This window comes from Vagococcus sp. (genome assembly GCF_052102835.1).
GTDB lineage: Bacteria > Bacillota > Bacilli > Lactobacillales > Vagococcaceae > Vagococcus.
The window spans coordinates 34,790-50,714 of record NZ_JBQEIL010000004.1; the positions used below are offsets into that span (position 1 = coordinate 34,790).

At 34.7% G+C, this 15,925-nt stretch carries 20 protein-coding genes; 12 read left to right on the top strand and 8 right to left on the bottom strand.

The genetic code is table 11. From position 1 onward, the window contains the following. The first annotated feature begins 17 nt into the window (after positions 1-17). Genes ACTJFD_RS05070 through ACTJFD_RS05090 form a run of 5 tightly spaced genes read left to right on the top strand, consistent with a single transcriptional unit; the run spans position 18 to position 4,658 of the window. Positions 18-2,030, top strand: a complete 2,013-nt coding sequence (locus ACTJFD_RS05070) for a hypothetical protein (protein WP_442260042.1) — start codon at positions 18-20, stop codon at positions 2,028-2,030. A gap of 20 nt (positions 2,031-2,050) precedes the next feature. Beyond that, entirely contained in the window at positions 2,051-2,527 is a 477-nt protein-coding gene (locus ACTJFD_RS05075) for a PTS system mannose/fructose/N-acetylgalactosamine-transporter subunit IIB (RefSeq protein ID WP_442260025.1), read from the top strand. A gap of 23 nt (positions 2,528-2,550) precedes the next feature. Further along, positions 2,551-3,444: a PTS mannose/fructose/sorbose/N-acetylgalactosamine transporter subunit IIC gene (locus ACTJFD_RS05080; RefSeq protein ID WP_442260027.1), complete on the top strand. Its 894-nt coding sequence runs from the start codon at positions 2,551-2,553 to the stop codon at positions 3,442-3,444. Beyond that, the gene (locus ACTJFD_RS05085; protein WP_442260028.1) at positions 3,431-4,240 is read left to right on the top strand and encodes a PTS system mannose/fructose/sorbose family transporter subunit IID; all 810 of its coding nucleotides are present in this window, start codon (positions 3,431-3,433) and stop codon (positions 4,238-4,240) included. The genes ACTJFD_RS05080 and ACTJFD_RS05085 overlap by 14 nt, the downstream gene beginning before the upstream one ends. Before the next feature lie 28 nt (positions 4,241-4,268). Continuing rightward, entirely contained in the window at positions 4,269-4,658 is a 390-nt protein-coding gene (locus tag ACTJFD_RS05090) for a PTS sugar transporter subunit IIA (protein WP_442260030.1), read from the top strand. 37 nt (positions 4,659-4,695) lie between these two features. Here ACTJFD_RS05090 and ACTJFD_RS05095 read toward each other — a convergent pair whose 3' ends face one another. From ACTJFD_RS05095 to ACTJFD_RS05115, 5 genes are all read right to left on the bottom strand, one after another. Then, a complete protein-coding gene (locus ACTJFD_RS05095) occupies positions 4,696-4,899 on the bottom strand; it encodes a hypothetical protein (RefSeq protein WP_442260043.1) in 204 nt (67 codons plus the stop codon). Beyond that, on the bottom strand, positions 4,865-5,350 hold the full coding sequence (locus tag ACTJFD_RS05100) for an NUDIX hydrolase (RefSeq protein ID WP_442260045.1): 486 nt from the start codon (positions 5,348-5,350) through the stop codon (positions 4,865-4,867). Before ACTJFD_RS05100 ends, ACTJFD_RS05095 begins: the two co-directional genes overlap by 35 nt. 67 nt (positions 5,351-5,417) lie before the next feature. Next, a complete protein-coding gene (locus tag ACTJFD_RS05105) occupies positions 5,418-5,663 on the bottom strand; it encodes an aminotransferase class IV (RefSeq protein WP_442260321.1) in 246 nt (81 codons plus the stop codon). Between the two features lie 6 nt (positions 5,664-5,669). Continuing rightward, positions 5,670-7,136 (bottom strand): aminodeoxychorismate synthase component I, encoded by a 1,467-nt coding sequence (gene pabB, locus ACTJFD_RS05110; RefSeq protein ID WP_442260047.1) that lies wholly within the window; start codon positions 7,134-7,136, stop codon positions 5,670-5,672. After that, positions 7,130-7,699 (bottom strand): anthranilate synthase component II, encoded by a 570-nt coding sequence (locus tag ACTJFD_RS05115; protein ID WP_442260049.1) that lies wholly within the window; start codon positions 7,697-7,699, stop codon positions 7,130-7,132. Before ACTJFD_RS05115 ends, pabB begins: the two co-directional genes overlap by 7 nt. A gap of 269 nt (positions 7,700-7,968) precedes the next feature. Between ACTJFD_RS05115 and folB the strand changes: the two genes are divergently transcribed. From folB to folP, 5 genes are read left to right on the top strand one after another with little or no spacing between them, the layout of a single operon-like run. Further along, on the top strand, positions 7,969-8,331 hold the full coding sequence (gene folB, locus ACTJFD_RS05120; RefSeq protein WP_442260050.1) for a dihydroneopterin aldolase: 363 nt from the start codon (positions 7,969-7,971) through the stop codon (positions 8,329-8,331). Then, complete coding sequence (folK, locus tag ACTJFD_RS05125) at positions 8,300-8,818, top strand: 2-amino-4-hydroxy-6-hydroxymethyldihydropteridine diphosphokinase (protein ID WP_442260052.1); 519 nt, start codon at positions 8,300-8,302, stop codon at positions 8,816-8,818. Before folB ends, folK begins: the two co-directional genes overlap by 32 nt. A 6-nt stretch (positions 8,819-8,824) precedes the next feature. Next, on the top strand, positions 8,825-9,388 hold the full coding sequence (gene folE, locus ACTJFD_RS05130; RefSeq protein ID WP_442260053.1) for a GTP cyclohydrolase I FolE: 564 nt from the start codon (positions 8,825-8,827) through the stop codon (positions 9,386-9,388). Between the two features lies 1 nt (position 9,389). Next, positions 9,390-9,974, top strand: coding sequence for a non-canonical purine NTP pyrophosphatase (locus tag ACTJFD_RS05135; protein WP_442260054.1), 585 nt, complete (start codon positions 9,390-9,392; stop codon positions 9,972-9,974). Further along, positions 9,964-10,746 carry a dihydropteroate synthase gene (folP, locus tag ACTJFD_RS05140; RefSeq protein WP_442260056.1) on the top strand — a complete coding sequence of 261 codons (783 nt, stop codon included), beginning with the start codon at positions 9,964-9,966 and terminating at the stop codon, positions 10,744-10,746. Before ACTJFD_RS05135 ends, folP begins: the two co-directional genes overlap by 11 nt. A 57-nt stretch (positions 10,747-10,803) precedes the next feature. Here folP and ACTJFD_RS05145 read toward each other — a convergent pair whose 3' ends face one another. The 3 genes from ACTJFD_RS05145 to ACTJFD_RS05155 are packed head-to-tail and all read right to left on the bottom strand — an operon-like array spanning position 10,804 to position 14,045. After that, positions 10,804-11,964, bottom strand: coding sequence for an ABC transporter permease (locus ACTJFD_RS05145; RefSeq protein WP_442260057.1), 1,161 nt, complete (start codon positions 11,962-11,964; stop codon positions 10,804-10,806). Next, positions 11,951-13,096 carry an ABC transporter permease gene (locus ACTJFD_RS05150; protein ID WP_442260059.1) on the bottom strand — a complete coding sequence of 382 codons (1,146 nt, stop codon included), beginning with the start codon at positions 13,094-13,096 and terminating at the stop codon, positions 11,951-11,953. The genes ACTJFD_RS05145 and ACTJFD_RS05150 overlap by 14 nt, the downstream gene beginning before the upstream one ends. A gap of 16 nt (positions 13,097-13,112) precedes the next feature. Beyond that, positions 13,113-14,045 carry an ABC transporter ATP-binding protein gene (locus ACTJFD_RS05155; protein WP_442260061.1) on the bottom strand — a complete coding sequence of 311 codons (933 nt, stop codon included), beginning with the start codon at positions 14,043-14,045 and terminating at the stop codon, positions 13,113-13,115. Positions 14,046-14,163: 118 nt separating this feature from the next. Between ACTJFD_RS05155 and ACTJFD_RS05160 the strand changes: the two genes are divergently transcribed. After that, a complete protein-coding gene (locus ACTJFD_RS05160) occupies positions 14,164-15,270 on the top strand; it encodes a sensor histidine kinase (RefSeq protein WP_442260062.1) in 1,107 nt (368 codons plus the stop codon). Beyond that, entirely contained in the window at positions 15,251-15,883 is a 633-nt protein-coding gene (locus tag ACTJFD_RS05165; RefSeq protein ID WP_442260064.1) for a response regulator transcription factor, read from the top strand. Before ACTJFD_RS05160 ends, ACTJFD_RS05165 begins: the two co-directional genes overlap by 20 nt. Positions 15,884-15,925 lie beyond the last annotated feature (42 nt).

The following is a 15,925-nucleotide window of genomic DNA, read 5'->3' on the forward strand; positions in this document are numbered from 1 at the left end:
ATAAAGGAGGAATAATAATGTCAAATGATACCTTTTTCTATTCTCTACGTTTAGGGGTCGACCCTAAAAGTTGGGATCAGCAAAAAATGTCAGATTTAAAAAGATTCATTAAAGAAGCTAAAGTTGCTGATATTAATATTATCATTAATAGTGAGGAATTAAATGTTGGTCATATAACCAAAGAACAATTAGTTCCTTGGCTTGACATAACAGATAAATTTAAGAAAGAACTAACACCACTAGGAGTTAGCGTTTCAATGAACCCTTGGACGAGTATCCTACATAGCGACCGTGGGCGCGTCTTAACGGATGACTTTAATTTTAAAACGATGGTTGATTATCAAGGTCGAGCAGCAACTGCGGTCGCTTGTCCTGCAGATTTAAACTTTATAACGTATATTGCTGATATTTATGGAGAATACGCTAAAAAGAATCCTGAATATTTATGGATGGATGATGATTTCCGTCATTTTAATCATAAACCTTTAGTTTTTGGTTGTTTTTGTGAAGCCCATCTTGAGTTATATAATCAAGAATTAGGAACGAGTCATACTCGTGAAACTTTTGTTGAAAAAGTCTTTCAACCAGGTGAGCCGACAGTAGAAAGAAAAGTGTTTCTTAATCAAGCAAGAGCAGAGATGAAAGTTATTGGAGAAGCTATTGCAAAATCAGTTCATGAAAAATCACCAACAACAACGTTAGGATTGATGACTTCACAACCAGAGTGGCATGCTCTAGAAGCGCGTGATTGGCAAGGCCTTTTTGAAAAATTGTCAATAGATCAGCTACCAACATCAAGACCGCATTTGCCAAGCTACAATGAAATACCAGGTTTAAAATATATTCGTGAGTTTAATCGAAATGTTCGTCCTATTGCACAAATGATGGGGAAAAAAGCACAAATGATGCCTGAGCTTGAAAATTATATGTATTCTCCTTATGCTAAATCGAATAAATTTACACAGCTTCAGTTGGAAACTGTTTTATTAATTGGAGCGAAGGGAATTCTTTTCAATTTTTATGACATGATGGGAAATGGTGTTGTTTTTGGCTATAAACACCAGCAAGTCTTGGCTGAGAGTAAACCATTACTTGATTACTCTGTGGCAAATCCTATTGATTTAACAAATTTATCTGGGGTTAAAGTTCTTTTTAGTCAAGATACGGTTTACACACGTCATAGTCAAACAGGTCAATTAGAAGAAATGTTGCCTCGAGAATACGAGTGGTTATCCTTACTTTCGACATTTGGTATTAGTAGTGCCTTAGTAACGACAACAGATGTAGGAACCTTAACCAATCAAGTAGTGGCTGTGAGTGATCAAGTTTTACGTAATCTTTCTAACTTAGAAATCAAAACTTTATTTGAAAATAATCAAGTCTTACTAGATGGAACAAGCGTTAGTGTTTTATTTGAAAGAGAGTTAGCTTACTTAATCCATGCAACTGAGATGGAATGGTTAGCACCTCACACAGGCTATCATACTTATGAGGAATGGAACGGTCCTGAAAAGATTGAAGGTGTCGAACATGCCCGAATGACAGTGATGCAACAGACGGGTGATTTAGCAAACGTCACATATCAAGATGACCAAGTAGAAGTACTAACCTCTCTCTATAATGAAACTAATCAATGGGTCGGCAATGGCATGGCAGTAATTGCTCAAAAACATTTCGTCTTGCCGATTAGTTATCATTTAAAATATGGCTGGGATGCGCAATATGTTAGTTATAAAGAAACGATTTTTAAACGCTATTTAAAAGAAACAAAGGTTGATTACTTAGTTGAAATGCCAGTCAGTCAATTAATCAGAGAAGCGAAACGTCTATATTTAACTAACTTTACATTAGATGATTACGATACAATTCGTATTCATTTACATGATTATAAAAACGAAGCAACAATTGAAGCTCATTTAATGACACGTTATGGCAATCAAAAAGTCACGTTAAATAACGCTGGAGAGTATTTTGAAGTAGCAGTTCCATTAAATTCATTTGAAACAATAATTATTGAATTATTGGGTTAAAAATAAAGGAGGAATTATTAATGATTACAGGGGTAAGAATTGATGGTCGTTTAATCCACGGTCAAGTCGCAAATTTATGGGTTCCTAAATTAGGAATTACAAGAGTCATGGTTGTTGACAGTGATGTCGTGACTAGTGATATCGAAAAAAACAGTTTAAAACTAGCAACACCATCCGGTATTAAACTTAGTGTGTTAACACCTGAAAAAGCCGCAACTAATCTTTTAGCAGGACGCTATGATTCGCAAAAAGTGCTCATTGTTGTGAAAAGACCAAGCTATTTGGTTAAATTAGTCGAACTTGGTATGCCGTTAGAGGTGGTTAATGTCGGAAACATGTCACGTGTGGATGGTTCAAAAACAATTACTAAATCAGTCAATGTTTTAGATCAAGACGTTCAAGATTTTGAATTGCTTCATGCCAAAGGTGTTAAATTAATTCATCAAATGGTTCCATCAGACAATGAAAGTAGTTTTATGGAATTATTAAAAAAATAAAATAATCTAAGGGAGTGTAACAAATGGAAATAGTATGGTGGCAAATTTTATTAATCACATTATACGCAGGGTATCAAATTTTAGATGAATTGACGATTTACTCTGGTGCAGGCTCGCCTGTTTTTGCTGGTTTGTTTACCGGAATTGTCATGGGGGATATGACCGCCGGTCTAATCATCGGAGGAAGTATGCAGTTAACCATCCTTGGTGTTGGGGCATTTGGGGGAGCGTCAAGAATTGATGCCAACTCAGGAACGATTTTAGCAACGGTCTTCTCGGTTGGTTTAGGGATGAACCCAGAACAAGCTATCGCAGCGATTGCAGTACCTGTCGCAAGTTTAATGATCCAAATGGATATTTTAGGTCGTTTTGCGAATACTTATTTCGCTCACCAAATTGATAAACAAGTTGAAAATATGGATTACAAAAAAATTGAACGCAATTATTTAATGGGTGCACTATCTTGGAGTTTATCTCGTGCCCTTCCTGTTTTCTTAGCCATCGCATTTGGTGGCGAAGCTGTCAATACAGTTGTACATTATTTAAATACAGATTTGAAATGGTTAGGTGATGGTCTATCAACTGCAGGAGCTATCTTACCAGCTGTCGGTTTTGCGATTTTACTTCGTTACTTACCAGTTAAAAAACACATTGCTTACTTAATCTTAGGCTTTGTAATTACGGCTCTCTTAACAACTGTCTTTGGAAACATTCAAGCTGTTGGTGGGGTAGTGGGTACATTATCAAAAGATTTCACACAAATCTTAAATGGTTTACCAATGTTAGGTATCGCATTGATTGGTTTTGCTTTAGCCTATCTCCAGTACAAACGTGCAATTGAAACACCGGTCGCAACATCAAATGGATTGACTATCTCTGATTCAATGGAAGGGGAAATCGAAGATGACGAACTCTAAATATAAGTTAACTAAAAAAGATTTTAACCAAATTAACCGTAGAAGTTTAATGGGTTTTCAGTTGGGTTGGAACTATGAAAGAATGCAAGGATCAGGTTATCTTTATACAATTTTGCCACAATTACGTAAAATTTATGGCGATGATACGCCTGAGTTAAAAGCAATGATGAAAACACATACGCAATTCTTCAACACAAGTAACTTCTTGAATACTTTGGTGACAGGGATTGACTTAGCAATTGAAGAAGAAGAAGGAGTGGACGCGAAAGAAACCGTTGCCGGTTTAAAAACAGGTTTAATGGGACCTTTCGCAGCTATTGGGGACTCAATCTTTGGCGCATTATGGCCAACAATTTTTGGAGCAGTCGCAGCCAACATGGCAGTGAACGGTAATCCCGTCGGGATGTTAATTTGGGTGCTAGCGAACGTTTTAGTAATGTACTTCAGATGGCGTCAATTAGAATTTGCTTATAAAGAAGGGGTTTCACTAGTAACAACGATGCAAAGTAAGTTGACTGCAATCACAGATGCAGCTACTGTTTTAGGGGTTTTCATGGTTGGCGCTTTAATCGCAACAATGATCAATGTTCATATCTCATGGGCTCCAAAAATCGGAGAATTATCGATTGATATCCAAAACAGTTTAGATATGATCTTACCTCGTTTGGTTCCACTAGCGATTGTCGGAATGGTTTATAGTTTATTAGGACGTAAGAGAATGACTTCAACAAAAGTGATCTTTATCGTTTTAATTGTATCAGTAGCATTATCAGCATTAGGTGTGATTAGCAAATAAATTTAAAACACAAAGGTAGGGAAAAGACATGAAAACAATGATTTTAGTCAGTCATGGCTCATTTTGTGAAGGCTTGAAAGAAAGTGTGGAAATGATTTTAGGACCACAAGAACAATTGAAAACAGTTTCGTTATTGCCAGATGAAGAAGGCAGTGATTTTGCAGCGAAATTTGATGCGGTTGTATCAGGAACCGACGGTGACTATGTGGTTTTTGCGGACCTTTTAGGGGGAACGCCGGCTAATGTTCTAACGAATAAAATCATGTCTGGGGAACCGATTGAAGCATATGCAGGAATGAGTATGCCGATGATTATCGCTTATTTGAATAGTGAAATGTTGGGGGAAGCTTTTGACTTAGAAAAAGCAAAAGAAAACAGCGTGGACTTAGCAGCGTACATCAAAGAAAAATTAGGATAAACTAAAAAGAGTTGAGAATATTATTCTCAACTCTTTTTTAATTTATTTTTTCGGAAAAAATAGTAGTGGCACATTCTAAGCAAAGAATCGGTGCATTTTTATATTCTAAAGTTTTAATGGGTTTATCTTGGAAGGCAGTTACTTTCGGTGGAAAAGGTTGTTTAATCCAACATTCTTCATCTGTCTTGATTTTTTTTTGACAGTGATTACAATGAAAGCTTTTCGTGGTTGATTGATACATGTTTTTCTCTCTCCTTATTAATCAGATGTTGAATTTCTTGTTTTGGTTGATAAATAAGTTGTTCTAAAATGAGTGGCTTGAGTGCTCTTATTTCATTTTTTTTAAGCCATTCGGACGAAACGGTTTCTTCTTTACAGCAAATATCTTGAATAGAAGTAGTGACGAGTGAAAGTTCATAAACGAAAATAAGCTGTTGGTAAGGAACCTCATCTAAGATAAAAAAGTTTTCAACAATTGCTACGAGTCGCTCGACTTTAACGTGCAGATTGGTTTCTTCTAAAACTTCTCTTACAACAGCTTGTTCTGTTGTTTCACCAATTTTTATAGCTCCACCAGGTAAAGTTTGTGAGCCATCTTCCTCATTTGAGATGAGAACTTTATCTTCTTTTTTTAAAATACCGCAAGAGCGAATATCGAATTTAGTTTCATTAAAAAAAGTTCGGATATACAAATCATTTCCCTCCTTATCTGTAATAGAAAAAAGCTGAGAAATATTTAGTCTCAGCTTTTTTATTGTATCATAATGTGAAATGAACTGGGACCCATTCTCGAACGCTATTGATTAAGAAAATGTCATCCGCTTCGAGTAAATCTGCAGTCGTTAGAATGCTTTCTGTCAATAATCCTTCAGCTAAGAGCGTTTCACGCATAATCCCAGGTAACAGCCCACAATTACGAGGTGGGGTATAGAAGATTCCTTCTTTTTTTATAACAAGATTGCCATTAATGAACTCGGTCAGTTCATTTTCAGTATTCCAAAGTATCGTTTCTTATGTGGGTTGTTGGTGTTTTGTATAAAGATGTCGATAATTTGTTTTATGATTTAGCAAGACAGTAGTATCCATCGGATGTTGGGCTAAACTAGCTGATAATTCATGACTTTCTTTCTCGATAGCCGTAATTTCGATTTGTCCTACCCCTCGATGGTTGATTTCAAAACGAAATTTATAGCAGCCTTCTTGATAGTCTGTTATTGCTTGTTGCCATAAAGACTCAGTCTCCTCCCGATTGAATGGAATTTCTAAAGCCGTCGTACTTTCTTCTAAACGTCTTAAATGGCGGTCTTTTCTGAGTAATTGTCCCTCTTCAAGACGTAGCGACTCAATCAAACCAACGCGGGGGAAGCTGGTGTTTAGAACTTGTGATTTGGCATCGACTTCATAAAATTCATCCTCAGCAATCGAATCCCAGGTAATTCCTCCACCGACACCATAACGAGCCTTTTTAATTTTCTTATCGACTTGGATGGTTCGAATAGGGACACTAAAAATCATATCACCATCGGGCTTAATCACCCCAATCGCTCCACAATAGACGCCACGAGGGCTATCTTCTAATTCAGTGATTAATTCCATGGTACTCTTCTTCGGGGCGCCTGTAATCGAACCACAAGGGAACAACGCTTTAAATAATTCATAGATTGTTTCGTCTGGGCTAATTTGAGCAGTAATTGTCGACGTCATTTGCCATACGGTTGGATAAGGTTCAACTGTACAAAGTTTGGTTACTTTAACGCTGCCAGCTTCAGCGAGTTGACCTAAATCATTTCTAAGCAAATCAACAATCATGATGTTTTCTGAACGATTTTTTTCATCATTAAAAAGAAATTCTTTATTCTTTTGATCAGTTTTTTCGTCACTACTACGCTCGATTGTACCTTTCATTGGACGAGTCTCAACTTCATTATTGGTCATTTTGAAGAATAATTCAGGTGATGCAGATAGGATTTGGTAACGAGAAAAGTCAAAATATGACGCATATTTGACGGAGCTATGCTTTAATAAGGCATGGTAAGCTTTTAGACCATCAAAATCAGTTAAAATTTGACTATTTAATCGAATGGTATAGTTGGTTTGGTAAGTATTGCCTTCTTCGATTTCGGCGTGTATTTTAGCAATTTTATTTTGATAGAGAGAGAAGTCTGTATCTTTTTCAAAATAAAAGGGACTGATTGCTAATTCATCATTAATTATTGGAGCTATTTTATTTTCAGCGAATACGCCAAAGAGGGCAAGTGGAAAATCTTTCATTGGTTCATGTGTTTTGAGTTGTGGATTAAAGGTGTTAGCCGCTTCGTAACTGACAAAACCAGCGATGTAATAACCTTTCTTTTGATACGCATCGATTTTTTCAAAGACCGGTGCTACCTCTTCTGAAGTATTAGCAATTAAAACATCAATTGGGTCTGTAAAGTAATAGGTTTGGTTTTCAAAATCAAGTCTTGCTGTGGTTAACATGATACCCTCCTAGAATCTAAAAAGTTTTTTAAGATGTGATGCCCGTGTTCTGTTAAGACAGATTCAGGGTGGAATTGCACACTCATAATAGGAAGTGTTTCGTGTTCTAAAGCCATGATAATCCCATCTTTTGTCCAAGCAACTTCTTTTAAAGGTGTTTTAATATTCGTAACCATTAGAGAGTGATAGCGTCCAATTTTAAATTCTTTGGGTAAATCTTTAAAAAGAGTGGTTGATTGATGAACAAGTGGACTTTGCTTCCCGTGTTTGACTTCAGATGAGTGGCTAACTTTTCCACCAAAAAATTCAGCTAACATTTGGTGACCAAGGCAAACGCCTAAAATTGGTAAGTCTGCTTGATGATTTTTTAAAAAATCCAAGCTATCAGGGTAATCAGAAGGTTGTCCCGGTCCCGGAGATAAAATAACAGCTGAATAAGCATCAAACGATTGAATAGTATGAAGGTCGTCATAATTAATAATGGAAACCTTTTCATTAAGTTCTAGAAAATACTGATAGAGATTGTATGTAAACGAGTCATGATGATCAATCATTAAAAGCATTTTTTTCCTCCTTAAGTAATAACAATTTTTTATTTCTGAAAGAGTGAGGCCGATTTTAAAGCGGTAACCTCCTTCAAATCAAAATCAGATTAACACAAATTAAGGAAAAGATAAATGCTAAATTAGAAACTAAGGAGGATTTTTTGATTAAAAAAAGAAGGACTAAAAAAAATAAATGAGTCGTGTTAAACAACAAAGAAAGCGCATATAAAAGACAAAGCTATGCTATAATTGAACGTATCTAAAAAAATTTTAAGGAGTGAATTGATATGGGAAAAGTTCGAATTAATAACATGTTAGTTTATACGTATAATGGTGTTATGGGAGAAGAAAAAGTCCTAGGCCAAAAGCTAGAACTTGATATCGAATTGACATTACCGATGGAAGAAGCAGGTAAAACTGATAATTTACATAAAACAATAAGTTATGCAGATGTTTATACCGATGTTAAAGCGTATTTAGAACAAAATTCATTTGATTTGATTGAGGCTGTGACTTATCATGTTCTTGATTTGTTAGGTGAAAAATATGGTGAATTATTGACGCATGCACTGGTACGTGTTCGTAAATATCATGTTCCAATTCCAGGTTTCTTTGATAATGTCGAAGTTGAGATGGAGCGCGATTATTAAGATGAGAGCTTACTTAGCATTAGGTAGTAATTTGGGTGACCGAATGAATTACTTAAGAGAAGCCGTTCGTCGATTAGATGACGTTTCAGGAATTAGAGTTTTAGAGAAAGCTAAAATTTATGAAACAGACCCTTATGGTGATGTTCCTCAAGATAATTTTTTAAATAGTGCAATTGCAATTGAGACGACACTAGAACCTTTAATCTTATTGGAAAAAATTCATGAGGTTGAAGCCTCATTAAATCGAGAACGTTTGATTCATTGGGGACCTCGAACGATTGACATTGATATATTATATATGGATGAGATTGAAATGAATGAAGCAGTGTTAACGATCCCTCATAAAGAATTAACAAAACGTTCCTTTGTTTTAATTCCGTTAGCGGATGTTTTTAAAAAAGATAATTTACTAGGTCAACCAATTAAGCGTTGGATAGAAAAAACTGGCAATGCAAATGAAGTCAGAAATACAAAAGAAAGTTGGTAAAATAAGATGAATGAAGAGCAGCACAAAGCAATTGAGGATGCGGTAAAGGTTATTTTAGAAGCAATAGGGGAAGATGTTAATCGTGATGGTTTGAAAGAAACACCAAAACGTGTTGCGAAAATGTACGCTGAAGTTTTTTCCTCAGTTCGTGAAAAAGAATTTACTAATTATAAAGTATTTCCTAGTATGAATGAAGATGATATGGTGTTAGTGAAAGATATTGAGTTTTATTCAATGTGCGAGCATCACTTACTGCCATTTTATGGAAAAGCACATGTGGCTTATATTCCAAGTGATAACAAAGTATTGGGTTTAAGTAAAGTGGCGCGAATGGTTGATTTTTGTGCGAAACGCCCAAATGTCCAAGAAGATTTAACGATTCAAATTGCCAATCTTTTAAATGAAAAGGTTCAAACAAAGGGTGTTGCGGTTTCAATTGAAGCAGAGCACATGTGTATGTCAATGCGTGGAGCGAAAGCCCGCGGTAGCTTTACGAAAACATTCCATTATGAAGGTGTTTTTAAAGAAAACAGAGAAATTAAAGAAGACTTCCTAAGAGCTCTCGACTAAGATGACGATTTACATAGCGAGTCATAATGAAAAAAAAATTAAAGAAATTCAGACGTATGCAAAAGAGCTAACCATTCAGTCTTATCAAACTCTGTCTTCAGAAAAGATAAAGGTTGAAGAGACGGGAGCTACTTATGCAGCTAATGCAAAACTAAAAGCCGAAACGATTGGATCTAAACTGAAGGTCCCTGTTATTGGAGATGATGGTGGCTTAGAGCTACTAGCAAAGCCTAATATCTTAGGGGTACATACGTCACGCTTTTTTGAAAAAGGAGCTAGTGATTCTGCGATGAATCAAAAAATATTAGCCCTTTTAGAAAATGAAAGTGACCGTCGTTTTGTTTTAAAGGCAACTCTTGCTTACTATGTTCCACATCAAGAATTAATCTTGGTGGAGAGAGAGCTCAACGGAACGATTGCAAGAGAAGAACGAGGAAGTGAAGGCTATGGTTTTGATACACTTTTAATTCCAGAAGGGTACCAAATAACATTAGCTGAATTAAGTGAAAAACAAAGAGCTGAATTCAGCCCACGAATTCAAGCATTTAAAGAGTTGTTAGGGAGGATATCGAGACATGTTTCATAAAAATCAAATTATGGGTATTTTAAATGTAACCCCCGATTCATTTTCTGATGGTGGTGACTATAGCCGAGTAGATAAGGCTATGGAGCATGCTAAAGAAATTATGGAGGCAGGCGTTGATATTATCGACATTGGTGGTCAATCAACCCGCCCTGGTTACATTGAAATTCCCAAAGAAGAAGAATTAGCACGTGTGCTACCCATTGTTAAAGGCTTACGTCAAATGACCGATTTACCTATTTCAGTGGATACTTACTTTCCAGAAGTAGCTGAAGCGGTCATCGAGGCTGGAGCAACGATTATTAATGATATTAAAGGATTAGACATGCCTGGTATGGGTGAGGTAGTTGCTCATTATCAGGTTCCAGTCGTATTAATGCACTCACGTTATCGAGATGAAACGGTTGATGTCGTGACAGATATGCAAAAATTTTATGCTGAAAAGATAGCACTTTGTCAAAAGTTAGGAATAGCGCCTGAAAAAATTTGTTTTGACCCAGGGGTTGGGTTTCATAAATCCATAGAAGAAAACAAACTAATGATTGCTCAGCCGAATAAATTTCGTTTTGAAGATTATCCACTATTATATGGTGTTTCTAGAAAAAGAACGATTGCTCAATTGACAGATGAAATCAATCCTAAAGAACGTGATTTTGGTTCTGTTGCTGCATCTTTATATGTTTTAAATGAAGGGGTCGAAATTGTTAGAGTTCATCAAGTGAAAGGCATGCGTGATGCTTTGTCTGTATGGACAAAGCTAGAGGCTTTAAAATAAATGATTAAAAATAGCATTAAATCAAAGGTTTTTAGGACTTGATTTAATGCTATTTTTTTATTTTGTTTTTTTCTGCTTGTCTTCCATTTTTAAAAGATATTGAATGACTATAAAAGCACAAGTAAAAGCAAGCAAGATGAAACAGTGGAAAAAGAACTGATGGAGAGTTTGCTTCGTGTATTTAAGAGTTTGACCTAGAAGTAAGTTGTTTTGAGTAAACCAATAAGTTGGTGTAAAGCTGGCTAACTTGTTGATAAAATCGGGTAAAATTTGACTAGGGACAAAGACCCCACCGATAAAACAACTACCAATAACAATTAAATTACTTGCTCCATTAATTGCTTCCGCATTTTTTAAATTCGTAGTTACTAAAGAAGCAAGACTAATCATAGTTGTCGTAAAGAAAAGAGCATTGATGATTAGTAGAAAAGTCATTAGGTTGACTTCCGCCTTCGTAAAGATAAGTAGAAAAACAATAAATAAGAAGGTTAACGCACCTATATAAGCTAAAATAGATAATTGGACTTTGCGATTGAAAACTCTTTTTGATAAGGGTGCTAAGTTATTACGTATTTTAAGATTGTCGTGACTAAAGGTTAAATTAATCGTAGTAAAACTAGCAAAAATGATCAAAAATAAACCATAAGCAATCACGTTAAATGTAATAGAACGCAACATATTATCTTGTTTTTTTTGATAGGTTGGGTCTAAAACAACGTTACCTGTTTTATTAACAACTTGAGTAGTCATTGTGATTAAATCATTCGTTTCTTTTTCAGGATTGTTTTTTTGGAGTAATTGATAGGTATTAAAATAATGGTCAACTACTCGATCGCCCCAACTAGCTTTATAACTGCCTTCTTTAGTCTGTGTTTTTAGTTGGTTTTTTTGTGGTTCTTTTAGTTCATTCATCATTGTATGAGGTAACCATACAACATAGTCGACTTCACCAAATTGTAAAGCATCTGTAATGGTTTTATTTGAAATATTAGGTAAGTTAACGAGACTTTGATTTTTTTTAATATAGTCTTTAAAAGAGTCTGTTAATGCGTTATCCTCTTGAGTAACGACTGCGATTTTAAGTGTGCTTTGATCCAAATAGTTAGTTTTTAATTGGCTAGAGATGAAAAAAACTAGAAGTAAAGTTATTCCAATACTAATGATCAAATTTTTTTTATTGCGTTTTAAAATTTGTAAAATTGTTTTAAAGATGATCATACTGGACTCTCCTTTCAATAAAAAAGTTAAGTAGGATAGTGATTATTAACCAACCCAAAAGATAAATCAAATTCTGATAGAAAAAGATTGGATTGGTCTGCCTTAATAACTGGAGTAAGCTATCACTCATTAAATTAACTAAATTAAGTTTACCAATGAGAGGAAGGTGAGTATCAATCCAATATTTTAGTTGTTCAGTACCCATCATTCCAGCGGTCATACTCATTAACATAGATAGGCCAATTCCTAAACCAACTTTTTGATTGAATGACCATTTTGAAAGTAAGTTACCGATAAGTTGACCGAAAGAGATGGCACTCAAAGAACCTAAGGCACTTAAAAGGAGGATTTCTCCCCAACGATTGCCAAAATCTATTTGATAAATAAAATGGAAAATACCTAATAATATTAAAAGTTCACCATAAAAAATGGTAAAAGCGGCTAAAAGATTAGCACTTGAGATAAGCAATTTATTTCTAGGAGTTAGTGATAAACGTATTCCTTTTTCAGACTGATTAGCTTGTTGATCATGTGCGTTAAGTAAACCAAACATATAAGAATACATAATCGTCATTCCAATTAAAGTGAAAAAGTAAAAAGTGACCATTTTAACTTCTTTGCCTTGATTTCTAGTGGCAAGTAAAGAAGGTTGATTTGTCCATGATTGGATAGTTGCTTGAAAATCCTCAGGGGCCATTTTTTGAAGGAGTTGTTGTCCTTGCTCAAATTGATTGAAGAAGTCCGTTAAAATATTTTGTGACGTTCCTTTTTCATTGATCGTGAGTTGGAGTGACTCTGTGTTTTTATTTGTGGTAAAATAACCAGTAATCTTATTATTCATTAAAGCGGTTTGCGCTTGTTTTTTTGATTTAAAGAAGTTAACTTTGAATAGCTTTTTCTTTTGATAAGTTGTTTCCTTTAAAGTTTGGCTAAAAGCTGAGATGCTCTCGTTGGGTGAATTATTTTCAATAATTCCTACAGAAATGGCCTCTAAATTTTGTGTTTCTTCTAATTTATTAAAAGCGATAAAAAAGAGACCACTCATGACAAGAGGGAAAATCAAGGTCCAAAAGAGAATACTTTTATTTTTTAGAATAATACGGATACGATAAGTAAAAATATGAAAAAACATGGTTAAGTCCCCCTTTTTATTTATCTCTAAGCTCTTTGCCAGTGATTTCTAAGAAAACATCATTTAATGTGATTTCTTGGGTGTGTAGATTACCGAAAGCGATATTTTTAAGTTTCAAGAAATTTAGTAACTCCAATAAATGCTGACTAAGTTGGGTCATTTGGATACTGAGTAGATGTTCTTCATAATGAACGGCAACGATTCCTGATAATTCAGTTAAAAGTTTTAAGTCTTCTTGTTGAATAAAAGGGACTTCGAGAATAATTTTTTCATTTGTTCGGATCATATTTTTAAGTTCTTCTTTGTTACCTTGAGCAATCACTTGTCCTTTATCCATTATGACAATTTTATTGCATAGTGCTTCGACTTCCTCCATATAATGGCTTGTATAAAGAATAGTTGCTCCTTCTTGATTGAGCCATTTGATGCTTTCTAAAATTTTATTCCGACTCTGAGGATCAACAGCGACAGTGGGTTCATCAAGGATAATTAATTCTGGTTGGTGAGCAATCCCACAGGCAATATTCAGTCGACGTTTTAAGCCTCCGCTAAGTTGTTTAGGGTAAAAATTTTGAAAGTCTTTTAAACTAACTAATTCAATGGCTTTATTAACTAAGTCTGTTCTTTTTTTTCGATTGGTAACATACAGGCCACAAAAATAATTGATGTTTTGTTGGACCGTTAACTCATCAAAATAGGCTAACTCTTGAGGAACAAGCCCTATTTTTTGTTTTAGTGCATAGCTATGGCTCGTCATTTCTTCGCCAAATAGTTTAATCATGCCACGATCATATTTAAGTAAAGCAAGCATACAAAAAATAGCGGTTGATTTTCCACTGCCATTCGGACCTAAGAGGCCTAAAATATCACCTTGCTTAACAGTTAAGTCAAAATGATTAAGTGCAAGTAAAGAATCATAACGTTTGACGATATTTGTCATTTCAATCATGGTTGAAGCACCACCTTTAAATTTTTTATATCCTTAGTATAAGGGATATCTGATTCATGATATAGTGATAAAGAGCTAATACTAGAGATGACAATTGTCATGAAAAGGGAGTTTGATTATGAAAAAACGGCATCTACTCTTGATTGAGTATTTCTTATTTTTAATTTTAGGTTGCTTATTATTAAATCAACTAAAATTTCTTGAAATAAATATTATTTATCTTTTAATAAGTATTCTTTTTTTTATTCCTTTTTTATTAAAAATAAAGCAACCTTATTTACCTATTCTATTTCACAGTTTATTGAGTTTGAATTCCCCCTCGTTTACTTTCTTTATTCCAGCAACTTTTTATCTTTGCTTGACTTTGATAGTGAGTTCGCCAGCTACTAAGTCAGTTGTTTTTTTCTTAAGTGGCGTAATCATTTTAGTATCCCCTCTTGAAATAATAACTAAGGTCATCTTAGTTTTGTATTTAGGTATTGGAACGATCTTAACTCAGCTTCATCAAGAAAACGATAATTTAAAGAAGGAAAAAATTGCTTTAGTTGATGATAGTTGGGAAAGAGAAGAAAAATTAGCAACGAGTCAACATAATTTACGTTTAGATCAAGAACATTTGATTGAACTGAAAATAATGGCAGAACGAAATCGAATTGCTCGAGATATTCATGACCAGGTCGGACATTTACTCTCAAGCTCATTGCTTCAGCTAGGGGCACTTGAAACACTTAATCAAGATGCAACCTTGGAACCTTTACTTGTTCAATTAAAAAAGACAACAAATCAAGGAATGGATAATATACGTTGGAGTGTACACAATCTTTATGACCATTCATTGACTTTGACAGAGGGAGTTCGCATCTTATTAACTACTTTCGAGCAGTTACCAATCGAGGTAAAAGGAGTCCCTTTTGAAAGGTTATCAGAGAAAGAAACGAGGGAGTTACTGATGGTTCTAAAAGAAAGTTTAACAAATATTAAAAAGCATAGTAATGCAACGCTCATTACAATTTCTTTTACTGAATTACCAGGTTTTTATCAAGTAAAAATCAAAGATAATGGGACCGATAATAGTCTAGAGTTAACGGGAATTGGGTTGATAACGATGCGTCAAAGAGTGGAAACAATCGGTGGTCAGCTGTATGTTCAAGCAGAAAAAACAGGTTTTACTGTTCAAATCGTGTTGTCAAAAGGGGGAGAAAAAAATGAAACTAGTCATAATTGATGATGACCCATTAGTAACCACTTCGCTAAAAACAATCTTAGAAATGGAAAAAGATTTTGAAGTGGCTGCGGTTGGACACTCAGGTGAGGAAGCTTGCCAATTATATCAGAAGTGGGAACCTGATATTTTATTAATGGATATTCGGATGGGTGAGATGACAGGAATAATGGCTGCTAAAGTCATTTTAAAAGCTCAACCAACAGCAAAAATTTTACTTTTAACAACCTTTTCAGATGATGAGTATATTCATGAAGCATTGAATTTAGGGGTGAAAGGCTATTTAGTGAAACAGGATTTTCCAAGTTTAATCCCTGCCATTAAAGCAATTCAAAGTGGTCAATCTGTTTTTGGAACAGAGATCACAGATAAACTGATACATTTAGTTAATCACCCTAAAAAAGAAATGTCCCCCGTATTTTTTGATAAGTTAACGCAACGAGAACAAGAGGTTTTATTAAAAATAGCAGAAGGAAAGAATAACAAAGAGATTGCTAAAGAATTATTTTTAAGTGAGGGAACAGTTCGCAATTATATTAGTTTATTACTAGAAAAGCTTAGTTTACGCGACCGTACACAGTTGGCGATTTATTATTATCAAGAGAAAAATGAGTGAAAAGATTAAGTGAATTATTAAATAATAATAAAACAAGATGTT